We start from the raw sequence: 16,376 nt of genomic DNA on the forward strand, positions 1-16,376 counted from the left end.
GACAAGTCAAGAAACTTTGTCCCTGGCACTCCCCGCCGGGTCACTGGATAGGCGGACCGCACGGGATCCCCTGTACCTAAGTCACGGTAGTTTCGACGTGCGGCGTTCGCTTGATGCCGGAAGTCAATACGAGAACTGACAGCACGAGAGCCACCAGAAGCAGTGCGGGGACATCACCCCACAGATGTCCCATGTGGTGGCCGGTGCCGAAGGATTGCACCGCCATTATTGCGGCGTGGACGACGCTCGAGACCACGGTGAACCAGATCAAGCCGAGATTGGCCTCGGGACGGCGCGCGGCGTTCCAGAGGAAAACTCCCAGCGTCGCGTACAGACCGACGATCATCATGAAGTAATCGGACTGATGCGGCGCGCCGGCATGCCATGCCCACCCCGACGGCCACACCACGGCGAGTGGATAGAGCAGGAGCATCACCGCACCGAAGACGACCAGCGCGATCTGAAGAAGTCGGTAGCTAAGCGAGGCTGTCACCGCGCGCTCCAAAGTTCGAGGATCGCCAATACGATCGTGAAATCAAGGTACGCGGGGCCGCCTCACCCCACACCCTCACCCCACACCGCGAACGTGCGGGTCTGCAGGCCAACACGCCTCTCAACACCGACGTTTGCGCACGCTCGCGCTCGGCGAAGGTGCGCGGAATCATGCCAAAACGCGGCGCGTCGACCAACAGACCCGCTCGCTCGCGGTGCAAAGCCGCGCAAAGATCAGTTCGCGTGCAGGGCCTCGTTGAGCGTGATCCCGGTGCCGTCACGTTTGACCACCTCGACCGCGCCCGACAGTGAATTGCGCCGGAACAACAGGTTGTTGGCCCCGGAGAGTTCGCGCGCCTTGGTGGTCTGACCGTCAGCGGTCGTCACCTTGGTTCCACCCGTCACGTACAGGCCGGCCTCGATGACGCAGTCGTCGCCCAGTGAGATGCCCAGCCCGGCGTTGGCGCCGAGCAGACAGCGCTTACCCACCGAGATGACCTCTTTGCCACCACCCGAAAGCGTCCCCATGATCGACGCGCCGCCACCGATGTCGGAGCCGTCGTCGACCACGACGCCGGCCGAGATGCGACCCTCCACCATCGAGGTGCCCAGGGTGCCGGCGTTGAAGTTCACGAAGCCTTCGTGCATCACCGTCGTCCCCGACGCCAGATGCGCGCCCAGCCGCACGCGGTCCGCGTCGGCGATGCGCACCCCGCTCGGCGCCACGTAATCGACCATCCGCGGGAACTTGTCGATCCCGTAGACGGCGACCGCGCCCCGCCGGCGCAGCCGTGCCCGCGTGGTTTCGAAGCCGTCGACCGCGCACGGCCCGAAATTGGTCCACACCACATTGGCCAGGGCGCCGAAGATGCCGTCCATGTTGGCGCCATGTGGGGCGATCAGCCGGTGCGACAGCAGGTGCAGCCGCAGGTAGGCGTCGTGGGCGTCGGCAGGCTTGTCGTCCAGCGAGGCGATGGTGGTCCGTACCGCAACGACCTCGACGCCACGGTCCGCATCGGGACCGGTGAGGCCGTCGAAATCGGCGGGCACGTCGTCATCGGTCAGCCGAACCGTCCCGGACGGGCCATCGGCGTTCAGCTCGGGGGCGGGAAACCAGGTGTCGAGAACGGTTCCGTCGGCGGCGATGGTGGCCAGGCCGTGGCCAGATGCTGCAGTCACGTTGGCCTAGGTTACTGGACTACCGTTGACGTCCATGGGGCTAGACCTGCGTGCTGACCCGATCGCACTGACCGCGGCGCTGGTGGACATCCCCAGCGAGTCGCGGCACGAACAGCTCATCGCCGACGAGATCGAGGGTGCGCTGCGTTCCCAGGCTCCCGGCTTCGAAGTCATCCGCAACGGCGACGCGGTGCTGGCGCGCACCAATCTGGGGCGGCCTTCGCGGGTGATGCTGGCCGGCCACATCGATACCGTGCCCGCCGCGAACAACCTTCCGAGTCGCATCGTGGACGGTGAGATGTACGGCTGCGGCACCTCGGACATGAAGTCCGGCGACGCGGTTTTCCTGCACCTGGCCGCCACCATCGCCGAGCCCACCCACGACATCACGCTGGTGATGTACGACTGCGAAGAGATCGAAGCGAGCGCCAACGGGCTGGGCCGCATCGAGCGCGAGCTGCCCGAGTGGCTGGCCGCCGACGTCGCGATTCTCGGTGAGCCATCGGGCGGGTACATCGAGGCCGGTTGCCAGGGCACCATCCGAGTCATCGTCAGCGCCTCCGGAACCCGCGCCCACTCCGCGCGATCCTGGTTGGGCGACAATGCCATTCACAAGCTGGGCGCGGTGCTCGATCGGCTTTCGAGCTATCAGGCACGTTCGGTGGACATCGACGGCTGCGTGTACCGGGAAGGCTTGTCCGCGGTGCGCATCGAGGGCGGCGTCGCCGGCAACGTGATCCCGGACGCTGCGACGGTGACCGTCAACTTCCGCTTCGCGCCGGATCGCAGCGTCGAGCAGGCGCTCGCCCATGTGTGCGAGGTGTTCGACGGGCTCGACGTCACGATCGAGGAGACCGACGCCGCCGCCGGGGCGTTGCCCGGCCTGACGCAGCCCGCCGCGGCCGCGCTGGTAGCCGCGGCCGGGGGACAGGTACGCGCAAAGTACGGCTGGACCGACGTCGCGCGGTTTGCGGCGCTCGGGATACCCGCGGTGAACTTCGGACCGGGCGACCCGAACCTGGCGCACCGGGTCGACGAGCGAGTTCCGGTCACCGCCATCACCGCGGCCACCGACATGCTGCGCGCATATTTAACCGCTTGAACCCATCGGTACCATGGATCCCATGCTTGGACACAGTGATAGCGACGAGGCCGTCTCCGGGTAACGCCCGGGCCCTGTCCGTTCAATCGTCCTGCCCTATGTGCGCAGCGCGCAGCATCTTTGGAGTCCCTGCATGTCTATCGTCTGTTCGAATTTGTCGTTCTCCTGGCCCGATGACACCGAGGTGTTCTCGGACCTGTCCTTCACCGTCGGATCCGGCCGCACCGGACTCGTCGCGCCCAACGGCGCCGGAAAGAGCACCCTGCTCAAACTGATTGCCGGTGAATACCGACCGACCTCCGGTTCGGTGACGGTCGACGGCACCATCGGATACCTGCCCCAGAGCTTGCCGTTTGTCGCGGATCTGACGGTGGCCACGGTGCTGGGGGTGGCGCCGGTGCTCGACGCGCTCGCTGCTTTGGCATCCGGTGATGCCGGGGAGGCGGTGTTCACCACCATCGGTGATGACTGGGACATCGAGGAGCGCTCCCGTGCCCAGCTGGACCGACTGGGCCTGGGCGGTGTGGAACTGGACCGGCGCCTCGGAACACTGTCGGGCGGGGAGGTGATCTCCCTGGGGCTGGCCGCCGAACTGCTGAAGCGGCCCGACGTGCTACTGCTCGACGAGCCCACCAACAATCTCGATCTCAATGCGCGGCAACGTCTTTACGACGCGCTGGAGGACTACTCCGGGTGCCTGCTGCTGGTCAGCCACGACCGCGTGCTACTGGACCGGATGGACCAGATCGCCGAGCTGTACCGCGGCGAAATCATCTTCTACGGAGGGAATTTCACCACCTACCAGGACATCGTGGAAGCCGGCCGGCGGGTTGCCGAGAGCAACATCCGCAACGCCGAACAGCAACTCAAACGCGAGAAGCGTCAGATGCAAGAGGCGCGGGAACGTTCGGCGCGGCGGGCGAGCAACGCTGCCCGCAACCTCAAGGATGCCGGGCTGCCGAAGATCGTTGCGGGCAAGCTGAAACGCGACGCGCAGGAATCCGCGGGTCGGGCCGACGACGTGCACTCGCGCCGGGTCGACGACGCACGGTCCCGGCTCGACGACGCCGAACGTGCGCTACGGGACGACAAGGTGATCGTGCTCGATCTTCCCGACACGGTGGTGCCGGCCGGCCGAACCGTGTTCACCGGGGCAGGCCTGCAGATCAGCCAAGGTGGACGAAAATTGTTCGCCGACAACGGGGTTGACGTGTCTGTTCGCGGCCCGGAACGGATCGCGCTGACCGGGCCCAACGGGGCAGGCAAGTCGACACTGCTGCGGATCATCGACGGACAACTCGAGCCCGATTCCGGGACGGTGCAACGGGCCGACGGACGCATCGCCTACCTGTCGCAGCGGCTGGACTTGCTGGATCCGGAGCGGACCGTGGCCGAAAACCTGGCTGCGGCGGCGCCCAGCCTGCCCCACACCCGCCGGATGCATCTGTTGGCGCAGTTCCTGTTTCGCGGCGACCGGATCCACCTGCCGGTCGGGGTGTTGTCCGGCGGGGAGCGGTTACGGGCGACGCTGGCCTGTGTGCTCTACGCCGAACCGGCACCCCAGCTACTGCTGCTCGACGAGCCGACCAACAACCTCGACCTGGTCAGTGTCGGGCAGTTGGAATCCGCACTGAATGCCTATCAGGGCGCATTCATAGTGGTCAGTCACGACGAACGGTTCCTGGACGCGATCGGTGTCGACGGCTGGTGGCGCCTCGACGCCAGCGAACTGGAAATTACCGCTGCGGGTTGATGTTTCGGAACGCAGTGGGCACCGCATTGGCACCGGCCTGGGCAGGCGGCTCGATACCGACTTGGGCTCGGTTGCCGAGTTGGCCTGCCGGGCTTTCCTTTTCGCGATCTTCGGCCGTGTCCTTCTTGGCTTCGGCCGCATCGCCGTTGCCCTCGGCCTCGGCGTTGACCTTGCCGCCGGCCTCGGCCGCGGCACCCGCACCGCCCGCCGCGGCTTCGGCTCCACCGCCGGCACCTTGGGTGGCCGCCTCGACAATGCCCTGAACACCCTGGAAAACCTGCTGGGGCAGTTGACCCAAGCTTTGGGCCATGCCCTGGATCGGCTGGGTGATGCCTTGCATCATCTGACCGGCCATCTGGCTGAACTGACCCATCATCTGGCCCGCGCCCTGCGCGCCGCTGCCGGCCGCCGAAGCCGCGGGGGAGCCACCGGCCGAACCTGCCGCACCCTCCATCTGCGCGGCCTGCGACTTGAGCTTGTCTGCAGCGGCAACATCACCGCGGTCATATGCCTGGGAGGCTTGGCCGAGTAGTTCGGAGATCTTCGCCGACGCTGCCTGGGTGGCTCCCATCGCGGCGCCGCGGGATGAATACGCGCTGTCGAACGCATTCTGCATCGGATGGCCGATGGTGCCGTGGCTGTTGACCACCCCGGAGACTCCGGGAGCACCGTTCATCAAGTTGCCGACGTCAGAGCTGACGTCGGTGATCTGCTGCTGCCAGCCATTCATGGCGCCGGTGTGCGCCTTGAACTCCGTCATAGCTGAGGATTCTACGGTCGCTGCAGGCCGGTGTTGAGCGCATGTTTCACTCGGCTTGACGGGCCGCGTCGTTGGCAGCAGCCGACATGCCGAGGTCGCGATACCGCCCCGAAACCTCCGCAAGCGCAGCCTGATCTTTGGCCGCCAGTGCCTGCGCATGCTCAGCCGTCAGCCGACCGAACATGCAGTCCACCTCGATGCGGGCCAAGGCGTCGACCGCGCGGACATCTCCCAAGCGCACCGCGTCGTGCAGTGCCCGCAGCGCCACGGCCGACTGCCCGCCGCGTTCGGCGGTTTTGACGGCGTCGCGCGCTGCGGCGATGGCGCCCACCGAATCCCGACGTGCATAGCAGGTCCACGCCCGCGCCATCGCCAGCTCCGGCGCGAACAACATCGACTTGAGTCCGTGCCGGGATTCGGCCCGCGACAGCGCCTTGACCGCTTCCACCGGCATGCCGCGCTGAGCGAGAACCTGGGCCAACAACATCCACGCCAGCGGCGCCCAGGAGTATCCGGTGGGCGCCAAAGTGCTTGTCGCCCTGCGTAGTAGTGTGATCGCGTCATCCAGATCGCCCCGGACCATCAGCACATCGGCCACCAGCACCTCACCGACCGCCCGGCCGGGTTGCAGCAGTTGGGCGAAGTCGGTCAGCTGCTGTGCCAGGGCCTGCGCGCGGTCCAACTCGCCGGCGAGCACCAGCGTCGTCGTCTGTCCGAATCCACTTGTGAACCGCAACAACCCGGGATGACTGGCATCCAGCGCGCGTTGCGCCATCGCGTCGACTTCGCCGAACCGGCCGATCCGCGCGCAACTCAGCGCCGCCGCCGAGGCCGCCCAGCCGACTGCGGTGTCATCCGCGTCCGGTGAGGCCAACACCGCGCCCGCGATCTCCAAGGCACGCTGTGGCGCACCGGAATTCATCGCGAACGTCGCCGACAGTGCATCGAGGGTGATCTGCGCCCGCGGCGTGGACACCCGACCCCGGGTGGTGCGGAGGAACGCGGTGGCCCGCTCGGGCTCCGAGAGCATCCAGAACTGGTTGGCCGCCCGCGGCAACGCCCACGCCATCAACTCTGGTTCGGTCAACGCGGCCGGGTCGATCTCGGCGAGCACCGCGTCTGCCTCCCGGCCGCGGCCCTGCCAGGCCAGGGCATAGGCCAGCGTCAGCTTGGCCTCGAAGCCGCCGCCGAGAGACACCGCCGCCCGCGCCAACCGCTCGCTCAAATCCAGATCGCCGAGCCGCAACGACTCGGCAGCGGCGGCCGCCATCTCGGCGGTGGGCAGTGGGACGTCGCTGTCGAGTGCCAACACCGCCAGCCGCAGTCGATCCACCACGCCGGGACGTGGTGCGGTGACCATTCGTTCGACGAGCGCGGTGCGCAGCCTGCGCAGGCCCGGCCCGCCGACCGACCGGCGAACCGCGTCGAGGAACAGCGGATGCGCGCAGTGCACCATCGCGTCGTCGACGCGCACGGCGCCGGACTGACATGCGCGCTCGACGGCGGCCGCACCGGTCAGCGCCGTCACATCGGGCAATGGCAGCGGATCGTGCACCGCGAGGTAGCGAAGCGTCTGCATCGCGTCCTCGGGTAGATCGGCGATGAAGATCGCGACCTGATCGGCGAGCCGGACATCGTCGTGACGCGCAGGCCGCACCTCGATCCGGCTGACCAACCCGTTATTCCACAACGCCGCGACTCCATCGGGAACCGCCTGGTCTGCCGATGCGGTGACGATGAGCTTGGCCGCCCCGCTGCGGGCCAGTTGATACACCAGCGCGGCCGACAACCGGTCCAGCAGATGCGCGTCGTCGACAACCACCAGCAGGCCGGAGCCGAGCGATTCCCGGGCGGCGCGCAACACTTCGGCGGTCTTACCGGTGGAAGGCACGTCGATCAGGTGCGCGACCGCTGCGAACGGAATGCCCGCCGCCGACTCGGTGCCCGTCACCCAGGCCACCCGGCGGAATTCCGGGCCGACCCAGTTCGCTGCGGTGCGGGCCAGCGATGTCTTTCCGACGCCGGCGGGTCCGAGCAGAACGGCGCCGGAGCGCTCCCGCAGGCCCGCTTCCAAGCCGTCAAGCGTGCGGTCGTGGGGCGCGATCGCCCAATCGACAGGCATCTTCCGAATCTAGTGGGCGCACGGTTGCGTACCCGCCCGAAATCAGGCGTTCATTGAGAACCCTTACGTTATGTGCGTGCCGGACGAAGGTGACCGCCAGTGGGCGGTGTGTGTGTATTGCGCGTCGGGGCCGACGCATCCTGAACTGATGGCCCTGGCCGGTCAGGTGGGTTCGGCGATCGCCGAACGCGGCTGGACGCTGGTTTCCGGGGGCGGCAACGTGTCGGCGATGGGTGCGGTGGCCCGCGCTGCCCGCTCCAGGTCCGGCAACACCGTCGGCGTAATCCCGAAGGCGCTCGTCCATCGAGAACTGGCGGACGTCGACGCGGCCGAACTCGTCGTCACCGACACCATGCGGCAGCGCAAGCAGGAGATGGAGAACCGTTCGGACGCGTTCATCGCGCTGCCCGGCGGCATCGGCACGCTCGAGGAGTTCTTCGAAGCCTGGACGGCCGGCTATCTGGGCATGCACGCCAAGCCGCTGGTGCTTCTCGACCCGTTCGCCCACTACGACGGACTGCTGACCTGGCTACGCGGGTTGGTCGGCACGGGCTACGTCTCGCAGCACGCGCTGGACCGGTTGATCGTCGTCGACGACGTCGAAGCCGCCCTGGCGGCCTGCTCGCCGTAGCCGATACCGGCGGTAACGGGAGTCACCTGCGTGGTTAAGGTAGTTGGCCACAACACACCGGAGGGGATCCCGCGAATGACCGACCAGAAATCGGGCACCAGGAGCAGCGTCGGACTGCTTGACATCGCCAGCCAGGTGCCGAGCCTGCTGATGGACGCGCCGGTCATCGTTCGCGGCGTGCTCACCGGCTTTCTGGCCAGGCCGACGGCCAAGACTTCCATCGGCAAGGTGTTCCAGGAGCGTGCCGCCCAGCACGCCGACAAGGTGTTCCTCAAGTTCGAAGACGAGCGCCTCACCTACAAGCAGGCCAACGAGACGGTCAACCGCTATGCCGCCGTGCTGGCCGCCAAAGGGGTCGGACACGGTGACGTGGTCGGGGTGATGCTGCGCAACTCGCCCGACGCGGTGCTGCTCATGTTGGCGATCGTCAAGTGCGGCGCGGTGGCGGGCATGCTGAACTACCACCAGCAGGGCAAGGTGCTGGCGCACAGCATCGGACTGCTGAACGCCACGGCCATCGTCGCCGAAACCGACCTCGTCGACCCGATCACCGAAAGTGGTTCGGATACAACCGGTTTGATCACGCTGGAGGAGCTGAAGCGGCTTGCGGCGACGGCACCGACCGGAAACCCGGCCAGTGCATCGGCCGTGCTGGCCAAGGACAAGGCGTTCTACATCTTCACCTCCGGCACCACCGGTATGCCGAAAGCCAGCGTCATGACGCACTACCGCTGGCTGCGGGCGCTGGCCGGATTCGGCGGCCTCGGCCTGCGGTTGCACAGCGACGACACCCTGTACTGCTGCCTGCCGCTCTACCACAACAACGCGCTGACGGTCTCTGTCGGTTCTGCGCTGAATTCGGGTGCGGCTCTGGCCCTTGGCAAGTCGTTCTCGGCGTCGCGGTTCTGGGATGACGTCATCAAGTACGGTGCCACCGCCTTCGTCTACATCGGCGAGATCTGCGGCTACCTGCTCAACCAGCCACCCAAACCGACCGACCGTGCCCACAAGGTCCGGGTCATCGTCGGCAACGGGTTGCGGCCCGCCATCTGGGACGAGTTCACCGAGCGCTTCGGCATCGACCGGGTCTGCGAGTTCTACGGTGCGAGTGAAGGAAACACCGCATTCGTCAACGTCTTCAACGTGTCGAAATCCACTGGGATCTGCCCGAGCCCGGTCGCATTCGTCGAATACGACGCCGACAGTGGAGAACCCGTGCGCGGGGCCGACGGCCGGCTGCGCAAGGTCAAGACCGGCGAGCCGGGACTGATGCTGTCGAAGGTCAATGCGCTCCAGCCGTTCGACGGCTACACCGACTCCTCGGCGACCGAGAAAAAGCTGGTGCGCAACGCTTTCAAGGACGGCGATGTCTGGTTCAACACCGGTGACCTGATGCGCTCCCAGGGATTCGGGCACGCGGCGTTCGCGGACCGGCTCGGCGACACCTTCCGCTGGAAGGGAGAGAACGTGGCCACCACCGAGGTCGAGGCTGCGGTGGTGAGCAGTCCACTGATCGAGGAGTGCACCGTGTTCGGCGTCGAGGTGCCCGGCGCAGGGGGCCGCGCGGGCATGGCCGCGGTCCAACTCAAGGAGGGCCAAGAGTTCGACGGCAAGGCGCTTGCCGAGGCGTTCTACGGGCATCTGCCCGGTTATGCCGTGCCGCTGTTCGTCCGCGTGGTCGAGGAGTTGGCCCACACCTCGACGTTCAAGAGCCAGAAGGTCGACTTGCGTAAGCAGGGCTATGGATCTGATGTGTCCGATCCGGTGTACGTGCTTGCCGGCCGGGGCGACGGGTATGTGCCCTTCTACGACGAGTACCCCGAGGAAGTCGCGGCGGGCAAGCGGCCGAAAGGCTGATCGCACTCCTGGTGGTGGGCCAGGCACTATGGAGGCGTGTCGTCGATGTTCCTAGGTCGCCCGGTCGCCGGTGATCGCGCGCTCATCATGGCGATCGTCAACCGGACGCCGGACTCGTTCTATGACCGCGGCGCCACCTTCACCGACGATGCCGCCAAGGCGGCCGCCCAGCGCGTGATCGAGGAGGGCGCCGACGTGATCGACGTCGGCGGCGTCAAAGCCGGTCCGGGGAGCAGCGTCGACGCCGACGAGGAGATCGCCCGGGTGGTGCCGTTCATCGAATGGCTACGCACCACGTTCCCCGACCAGCTGATCAGCGTCGACACCTGGCGTGCGGCGGTCGCCAAGCAGGCCTGTTCGGCGGGTGCCGACCTGATCAACGACACCTGGGCGGGGGCTGACCCCGGGCTGCCGGAGGTCGCCGCCGAGTTCGGCGCGGGTCTGGTGTGCTCGCACACCGGCGGCGCGGTGCCACGCACCCGGCCGTTCCGGGTGAACTACGGCATCAGTGAACGGGGCGTGGTCGACGACGTCATCGCCGAGGTGACTGCGGCGGCCGAGAACGCGGTGGCTAACGGTGTGCCGAGGGATCGGATTCTCATCGATCCGACCCACGATTTCGGCAAAAACACTTATCACGGCCTTAGTTTGTTGCGCCACGTAAAAGATCTTGTTAAGACCGGATGGCCGGTCCTGATGGCACTGAGCAACAAGGATTTTGTCGGGGAGACTCTCGGTGTGGACCTGACCGAACGCCTGGAAGGCACGCTCGCCGCAACGGCACTCGCCGCAGCGGATGGCGCGGCCATGTTCCGGGTACACGAGGTGGGACCCACACGGCGCGTGCTCGAAATGGTCGCGTCGATCCAGGGAGTGCGGACACCCGCACGCACGGTGAGGGGACTGGCATGACGATTGCTTCTGATCTGACCGTCGCCGACGGCGTCGCCGGACACCGGTGGCTGACCGACCACAGCTGGAACCGGCCGACCTGGACGTTGGCCGAGCTGGAAGCCGCCAAAGCCGGTCGCACGGTCTCGGTGGTGCTGCCCGCACTCAACGAGGAAGACACCGTCGGCTCCGTGGTCGGCACGATCACGCCGTTGCTCGGTGGGCTGGTCGACGAGCTCATCGTGCTCGATTCCGGCTCCACCGATGACACCGAGATCCGTGCGGTCGCTGCCGGAGCCCGCGTGATCAGCCGTGAAGTGGCGCTCCCCGAGGTCACGCCGCAGCCTGGCAAGGGCGAGGTGCTGTGGCGCTCGCTGGCCGCGACCACGGGCGACATCATCGTCTTCGTCGATTCCGATCTGATCGACCCAGATCCGATGTTCGTGCCCAAGCTGCTGGGCCCACTGCTGACCACCGATGGCGTGCATCTGGTCAAGGGCTTCTACCGGCGGCCGCTCAAGGTCAGCGGCCGCGAGGATGCCAACGGCGGCGGCCGGGTGACCGAGCTGGTCGCGCGCCCACTGCTGGCCTCCCTGCGGCCTGAACTCAACTGCGTGCTGCAGCCCCTGGGCGGTGAGTACGCCGGCACCCGCGAGCTGCTGACCTCGGTGCCCTTCGCGCCCGGCTACGGCGTGGAGATCGGCCTGCTGGTCGACACCTACGACCGGCTCGGTCTCGATGCGATCGCGCAGGTGAACCTCGGGGTTCGTGCGCACCGCAACCGGCCGCTAACCGAGCTGGCGTCGATGAGCCGACAGGTCATCGCCACTCTGTTGTCCCGCTGTGGGGTCACCGACTCCGGTATGGGCCTGACGCAGTTCTTCGCCGACGGTGACGGCTTCTCGCCGCGGGTGTCCTCGGTGTCGCTGGCCGACCGCCCGCCCATGATCACCCTGCGCCCGCGCTGATTGTCGGAGGCGTGAGGCAGTATCGAAGGCGTGACACTGATACTGCTGTACCTGGTGGTGCTGGTCCTGATCGCCACGGTGCTCTTCGGGCTGGGCAGCGTCATCTTCGGTCGCGGGGAGAGGTTGCCACCGCTGCCGCGGGGAACCACTGCCACGGTGCTGCCGGCCTCCGGCGTCACCGGTGCCGACGTGGACGAGGTGAGATTCAACCAGGTACTGCGCGGATACAAGACCAGCGAAGTGGACTGGGTGCTGGACCGGCTGGGCACCGAACTCGACTCGCTGCGTGGTGAGCTGGCCGCCATCCGTGCGGCATACGGGTTCCCGGAAAAGGACGCCGACGCCGACGTCGACAATGCCGCCGACGCTGACAACACCGACCCTGACGACACCGACGATGACGAACCCGACGACGTCGAGGTTTCCGTCACCGCCGGTCAGATTCGCACGGATGACGAGTCGTCGTGACCGACGATGACCGTGTCCGCTGCGGCTGGGCGGTCCAGTCGGGCGACAGCCTCTATCGCGACTACCACGACACCGAGTGGGGGCGGCCGCTGCGGGATTCCGCAGCGCTGTTCGAGCGCATCAGCCTGGAGGCATTCCAGAGCGGGCTGTCGTGGCTGACCATTCTGCGCAAGCGGGAGAACTTTCGGCGCGCCTTCGACGGGTTCGACGCCGACCGGGTGGCCCGCTATACCGACGCCGATATCGGCCGCTTGATGGACGACACCGGCATCGTGCGCAACCGCGCGAAGATCGAGGCGACCATCAGCAATGCCCGGGCGGTCGCCGGCCTGGACGTCGACCTGGCGGAGCTGCTGTGGTCGTTCGCGCCGCCCCGTCGGCCGCGGCCCGCTGACCTGTCCGAAGTGCCCGCGATCACCCCGGAATCGCAGGCGATGGCCAAGGAACTCAAACGCCGGGGCTTCAAGTTCGTCGGGCCCACAACGGCGTATGCGCTGATGCAGGCGACCGGAATGGTCGACGACCACATCGCATCGTGCTGGGTGCCGGAGGCGTGATACACGCCACGTAGGTAGACAACCGAAGGGTCTTTGCACATCCTTCGTCGCCGATAAGGAACAATAGGGCTAGTTCAGTAGCAGTTCAGTGCCGGGTGCCGTCAACGAGTGGGCGGCTTCGGCCCACTCTGGCCCGCTGATGCGGACCGGCTCAGTTGGAGGGAGCACTCGATGGCGGCGATGAAGCCCCGGACCGGCGACGGTCCACTGGAAGCAACCAAGGAGGGGCGAGGGATCGTGATGCGGGTACCGCTAGAAGGCGGCGGGCGCCTCGTTGTCGAGCTGACTCCGGCCGAGGCTGCCGCCCTCGGCGACGAACTCAAGGGCGTCACCAGCTAGAGAAACCGGCGCGGCCGCTGCAAGTGGCCGCGCCGGTCCGCTACGCGGACACCTTGCGATAAATCTCCAACGTCTGCTCGGCGATATGTGCCCAGGAGAATTCCTGGATGCACCGTCGGCGCCCGGCTTCGCCGTACTTCCTGGCGGTCTCGGGCTCGGCCACCAGCGAGTTGACGGCATCGGCCAGGCGGGTTTCGAAGAACGCCGGGTCTTTCGGGTCGTAGTGCACCAGTAGCCCGGTCTGCCGGTCGGCGATGACCTCAGGGATGCCCCCGACGTCGGATGCCACCACCGCTGTCGCGCACGCCATCGCTTCCAGATTGACGATGCCGAGCGGTTCGTACACCGACGGGCAGACGAAAACTGTTGCAGCGGAAAGTATTTCGCGGATTTTGTTAATCGGCAGCATTTCGCGTACCCAGAACACACCGGTGCGGGCACGGGCCAGCTGCTGCACCGCCGAGGACACTTCGGCAGCGATCTCCGGGGTGTCGGGGGCCCCAGCGCACAGCACCAGTTGCACATCGGGGCTGAACTGGTGGGCGGCCGCGACGAGGTGCGCCACACCCTTCTGCCTGGTGATGCGCCCGACGAACGCCACGATCGGCCGGTTCAGGTCGACACCGAGCTCGGCAAGCACCGACTCGCCTTCTACCGGCGGCGAGGGAAACCAGACGTCGGTGTCGATCCCGTTGCGCACCACGTGTACCCGATTGGGATCCAGCGCCGGATAGGTTCGCAGGACGTCATGGCGCATGCCCGCGCTCACCGCGATCACCGCGTCCGCGGCCTCGACCGCTGTGCGCTCCACCCACGACGACACCCGGTAGCCGCCGCCGAGCTGCTCGGCCTTCCACGGCCGCAACGGCTCGAGGGAATGGGCCGTGAGCACATGCGGGATGCCGTAGAGCAGCGCCGTCAGATGGCCGGCCAGCCCGGCATACCAGGTGTGCGAGTGCACCACCGTGGCCTGCGCTGCGCTGTTGACCATGTTCAGGTCCGCCGAGAGGGTTGAAAGCGCCGCGTTGGCACCGCGCAGCGCCGGATCAGGTTGCGCCACGAATGCCCCCTCTCGAGGCGCACCCATGCAATGCACGTCGACTTCACACAGCTGGCGCAACTGGGCGACGAGCTCGGTTACGTGTACCCCCGCACCCCCGTACACCTCGGGTGGATACTCCCGAGTCATCATGGCCACCCGCATAACTGGAACGGTAGTGCTCGCCGCGCCGGGCCGCATCGTTGTGGACAACGTTTGCGCCAAAGACCTTGACAGCGAACCAGGTGCCAATCGTGCCATTGGCTAGCCGCGGTGCTTAGAGGCGGATAGGTTTGGACCATGAGGGAGTTGCCACATGTGCTGGGCATCGTTCTGGCCGGCGGAGAGGGCAAGCGGCTGTATCCGTTGACGGCGGACCGCGCCAAGCCCGCGGTTCCCTTTGGTGGCGCCTACCGACTGATCGACTTCGTGCTGTCCAATCTGGTGAACGCTCGATATCTGCGGATCTGCGTTCTCACGCAATACAAATCGCATTCGCTGGACCGTCACATCAGCCAGAACTGGCGGCTGTCGGGCCTGGCCGGTGAATACATCACCCCGGTGCCCGCCCAACAGCGGCTCGGGCCGCGGTGGTACACAGGCTCCGCGGACGCCATCTACCAGTCGATGAATCTCATCTACGACGAAGATCCCGACTACATCATCATCTTCGGGGCCGACCACGTGTACCGCATGGACCCCGAGCAGATGCTGCAGTTCCACATCGAGAGCGGGGCGGGCGCGACGGTCGCCGGGATCCGGGCGCCGCGCGCGGAGGCCAGCGCGTTCGGGTGCATCGACGCCGACGATTCCGGGCGCATCCGGGCATTCATCGAGAAGCCCGCTGACCCGCCGGGCACCCCGGACGACCCCGAGCAGACGTTCGTGTCGATGGGCAACTACATCTTCACCACGAAGGTGCTCATCGACGCGATCCGTGCCGACGCCGATGACGATCATTCCGATCACGACATGGGCGGCGACATCATCCCGCGGCTGGTGTCCGACGGGATGGCCGCGGTGTACGACTTCAAGAACAACGAGGTGCCGGGTGCCACCGAGCGCGATCACGGCTACTGGCGTGACGTCGGAACGCTCGACGCGTTCTACGACGCGCACATGGACCTGGTGTCGGTGCACCCGGTGTTCAACCTCTACAACAAGCGCTGGCCGATCAGGGGCGAGTCGGAGAACCTTGCACCGGCCAAGTTCGTCAACGGCGGTTCGGCACAGGAGTCTGTGGTGGGTGCCGGCAGCATCATTTCTGCTGCCTCCGTGCGTAATTCAGTGTTGTCGTCCAATGTCGTGATCGACGACGGCGCCATCGTCGACGGCAGCGTGCTGATGCCCGGCGTGCGGGTGGGCCGCGGTGCGGTGGTCCGGCACGCGATTCTGGACAAGAACGTCGTCGTGGGTCCCGGCGAGATGGTGGGCGTGGACCTCGACAAGGATCGCGAGCGCTTCGCGATCAGTGCCGGCGGGGTGGTCGCCGTCGGCAAGGGCGTCTGGATTTGACGCTGCCTCAGTTCGGTTCCGTGCCGGCGATGCGCTGGCGGGGATGCGCGGATTGTCGACGTCGCCGCCAACGCCAGAGCCGGAACACCCCATAGGCCAACGCGAGCAGGAACACCAGCACCAGCACGGGCAACAGGATCGCCGCGAACACCAGCCCGACACTCGTCGCATCCTCGACGGTGGACAGCACCGGGGCGGCCACCCCGGCCGTGGCGATGTTGGCAGGCGGCCGGACCGCCGACTTCGTCAACGACACCGCCAGCGCGGTGACCACTCCGATCACTACCGGAATCCATTGGCCGGACTCGGCGAAGGCTCCCGGATCGGTGACGGCCGCAGTCTCTGCCGCAGTGCCCGAGCCGAATACGATGCCACCCGCCGTGGGACGGATGAAGGTCTGGATGGTGTCGTTGATGGAATCCAGTGCGGGGATCTTGTCGGCGACCACCTCGACCATCAACAGCATCGCGACGATCGTCATCACCCAGCCGTTCTCCAGCCAGGCCCAGCCCTGCGGCAGTGCCACGAGATCGGTGAACCGGGACAGCAGGCCTAGGGCGAGCAGCGGGATGTAGGCGTTCAGGCCCGCAGCGGTTGCCAGCCCGAAGCCGGTCAACAGTTCCACAGCCTCATTATGGGCGGGACCAACCCCCGGCAGACGCTTTCTACGATCTCGCGCGTTGCGTGGCGCGGGCGGGTGCGT

At 66.8% G+C, this 16,376-nt stretch carries 16 protein-coding genes; 10 read left to right on the forward strand and 6 right to left on the reverse strand.

Annotation, left to right across the window (positions count from 1 at the left end; genetic code table 11):
- Positions 1-76 precede the first annotated feature (76 nt).
- Together ABQF30_RS24020 and dapD are read right to left on the reverse strand one after the other, a co-directional pair.
- Entirely contained in the window at positions 77-493 is a 417-nt protein-coding gene (locus ABQF30_RS24020; RefSeq protein ID WP_448468503.1) for a DUF6632 domain-containing protein, read from the reverse strand.
- Between the two features lie 233 nt (positions 494-726).
- Positions 727-1,671, reverse strand: a complete 945-nt coding sequence (gene dapD / locus ABQF30_RS24025; RefSeq protein WP_448468505.1) for a 2,3,4,5-tetrahydropyridine-2,6-dicarboxylate N-succinyltransferase — start codon at positions 1,669-1,671, stop codon at positions 727-729.
- A gap of 34 nt (positions 1,672-1,705) precedes the next feature.
- On the opposite strand from dapD, the gene dapE reads away from it, so the two are divergent.
- Together dapE and ABQF30_RS24035 are read left to right on the forward strand one after the other, a co-directional pair.
- Positions 1,706-2,773 carry a succinyl-diaminopimelate desuccinylase gene (gene dapE / locus ABQF30_RS24030; RefSeq protein ID WP_448468507.1) on the forward strand — a complete coding sequence of 356 codons (1,068 nt, stop codon included), beginning with the start codon at positions 1,706-1,708 and terminating at the stop codon, positions 2,771-2,773.
- Between the two features lie 133 nt (positions 2,774-2,906).
- Positions 2,907-4,526, forward strand: coding sequence for an ABC-F family ATP-binding cassette domain-containing protein (locus tag ABQF30_RS24035; protein WP_448468509.1), 1,620 nt, complete (start codon positions 2,907-2,909; stop codon positions 4,524-4,526).
- Here the strand turns inward: ABQF30_RS24035 and ABQF30_RS24040 are convergent.
- Complete coding sequence (locus tag ABQF30_RS24040; protein ID WP_448468511.1) at positions 4,510-5,286, reverse strand: ESX-1 secretion-associated protein; 777 nt, start codon at positions 5,284-5,286, stop codon at positions 4,510-4,512. The two genes, ABQF30_RS24035 and ABQF30_RS24040, sit on opposite strands and share 17 nt — an antisense overlap.
- A gap of 46 nt (positions 5,287-5,332) precedes the next feature.
- On the reverse strand, positions 5,333-7,408 hold the full coding sequence (locus ABQF30_RS24045) for an AAA family ATPase (RefSeq protein WP_448468513.1): 2,076 nt from the start codon (positions 7,406-7,408) through the stop codon (positions 5,333-5,335).
- 70 nt (positions 7,409-7,478) lie between these two features.
- On the opposite strand from ABQF30_RS24045, the gene ABQF30_RS24050 reads away from it, so the two are divergent.
- From ABQF30_RS24050 to ABQF30_RS24080, 7 genes are all read left to right on the forward strand, one after another.
- Positions 7,479-8,039, forward strand: coding sequence for a cytokinin riboside 5'-monophosphate phosphoribohydrolase (locus ABQF30_RS24050; RefSeq protein ID WP_448468515.1), 561 nt, complete (start codon positions 7,479-7,481; stop codon positions 8,037-8,039).
- A gap of 75 nt (positions 8,040-8,114) precedes the next feature.
- On the forward strand, positions 8,115-9,896 hold the full coding sequence (gene fadD6, locus ABQF30_RS24055) for a long-chain-acyl-CoA synthetase FadD6 (RefSeq protein WP_448468517.1): 1,782 nt from the start codon (positions 8,115-8,117) through the stop codon (positions 9,894-9,896).
- A 36-nt stretch (positions 9,897-9,932) separates the two neighbouring features.
- Complete coding sequence (gene folP / locus ABQF30_RS24060) at positions 9,933-10,808, forward strand: dihydropteroate synthase (protein ID WP_448468519.1); 876 nt, start codon at positions 9,933-9,935, stop codon at positions 10,806-10,808.
- Positions 10,805-11,755: a glucosyl-3-phosphoglycerate synthase gene (locus tag ABQF30_RS24065; RefSeq protein WP_448468521.1), complete on the forward strand. Its 951-nt coding sequence runs from the start codon at positions 10,805-10,807 to the stop codon at positions 11,753-11,755. The genes folP and ABQF30_RS24065 overlap by 4 nt, the downstream gene beginning before the upstream one ends.
- Before the next feature lie 30 nt (positions 11,756-11,785).
- Positions 11,786-12,223 carry a DivIVA domain-containing protein gene (locus ABQF30_RS24070; protein ID WP_448468523.1) on the forward strand — a complete coding sequence of 146 codons (438 nt, stop codon included), beginning with the start codon at positions 11,786-11,788 and terminating at the stop codon, positions 12,221-12,223.
- On the forward strand, positions 12,220-12,780 hold the full coding sequence (locus tag ABQF30_RS24075) for a DNA-3-methyladenine glycosylase I (protein WP_448468525.1): 561 nt from the start codon (positions 12,220-12,222) through the stop codon (positions 12,778-12,780). Before ABQF30_RS24070 ends, ABQF30_RS24075 begins: the two co-directional genes overlap by 4 nt.
- A 171-nt stretch (positions 12,781-12,951) precedes the next feature.
- On the forward strand, positions 12,952-13,119 hold the full coding sequence (locus tag ABQF30_RS24080) for a DUF3117 domain-containing protein (protein WP_019510482.1): 168 nt from the start codon (positions 12,952-12,954) through the stop codon (positions 13,117-13,119).
- A gap of 40 nt (positions 13,120-13,159) precedes the next feature.
- Here the strand turns inward: ABQF30_RS24080 and glgA are convergent, their stop codons facing one another.
- Positions 13,160-14,323: a glycogen synthase gene (glgA, locus tag ABQF30_RS24085; protein ID WP_448468527.1), complete on the reverse strand. Its 1,164-nt coding sequence runs from the start codon at positions 14,321-14,323 to the stop codon at positions 13,160-13,162.
- 135 nt (positions 14,324-14,458) lie between these two features.
- Between glgA and glgC the strand changes: the two genes are divergently transcribed.
- Positions 14,459-15,673 carry a glucose-1-phosphate adenylyltransferase gene (glgC, locus tag ABQF30_RS24090; protein WP_448468529.1) on the forward strand — a complete coding sequence of 405 codons (1,215 nt, stop codon included), beginning with the start codon at positions 14,459-14,461 and terminating at the stop codon, positions 15,671-15,673.
- 7 nt (positions 15,674-15,680) lie between these two features.
- Here glgC and ABQF30_RS24095 read toward each other — a convergent pair whose 3' ends face one another.
- Positions 15,681-16,298: a DUF4126 domain-containing protein gene (locus ABQF30_RS24095; RefSeq protein ID WP_448468531.1), complete on the reverse strand. Its 618-nt coding sequence runs from the start codon at positions 16,296-16,298 to the stop codon at positions 15,681-15,683.
- Positions 16,299-16,376: the final 78 nt, after the last annotated feature.

The organism is Mycolicibacterium sp. XJ870 (genome assembly GCF_053483975.1).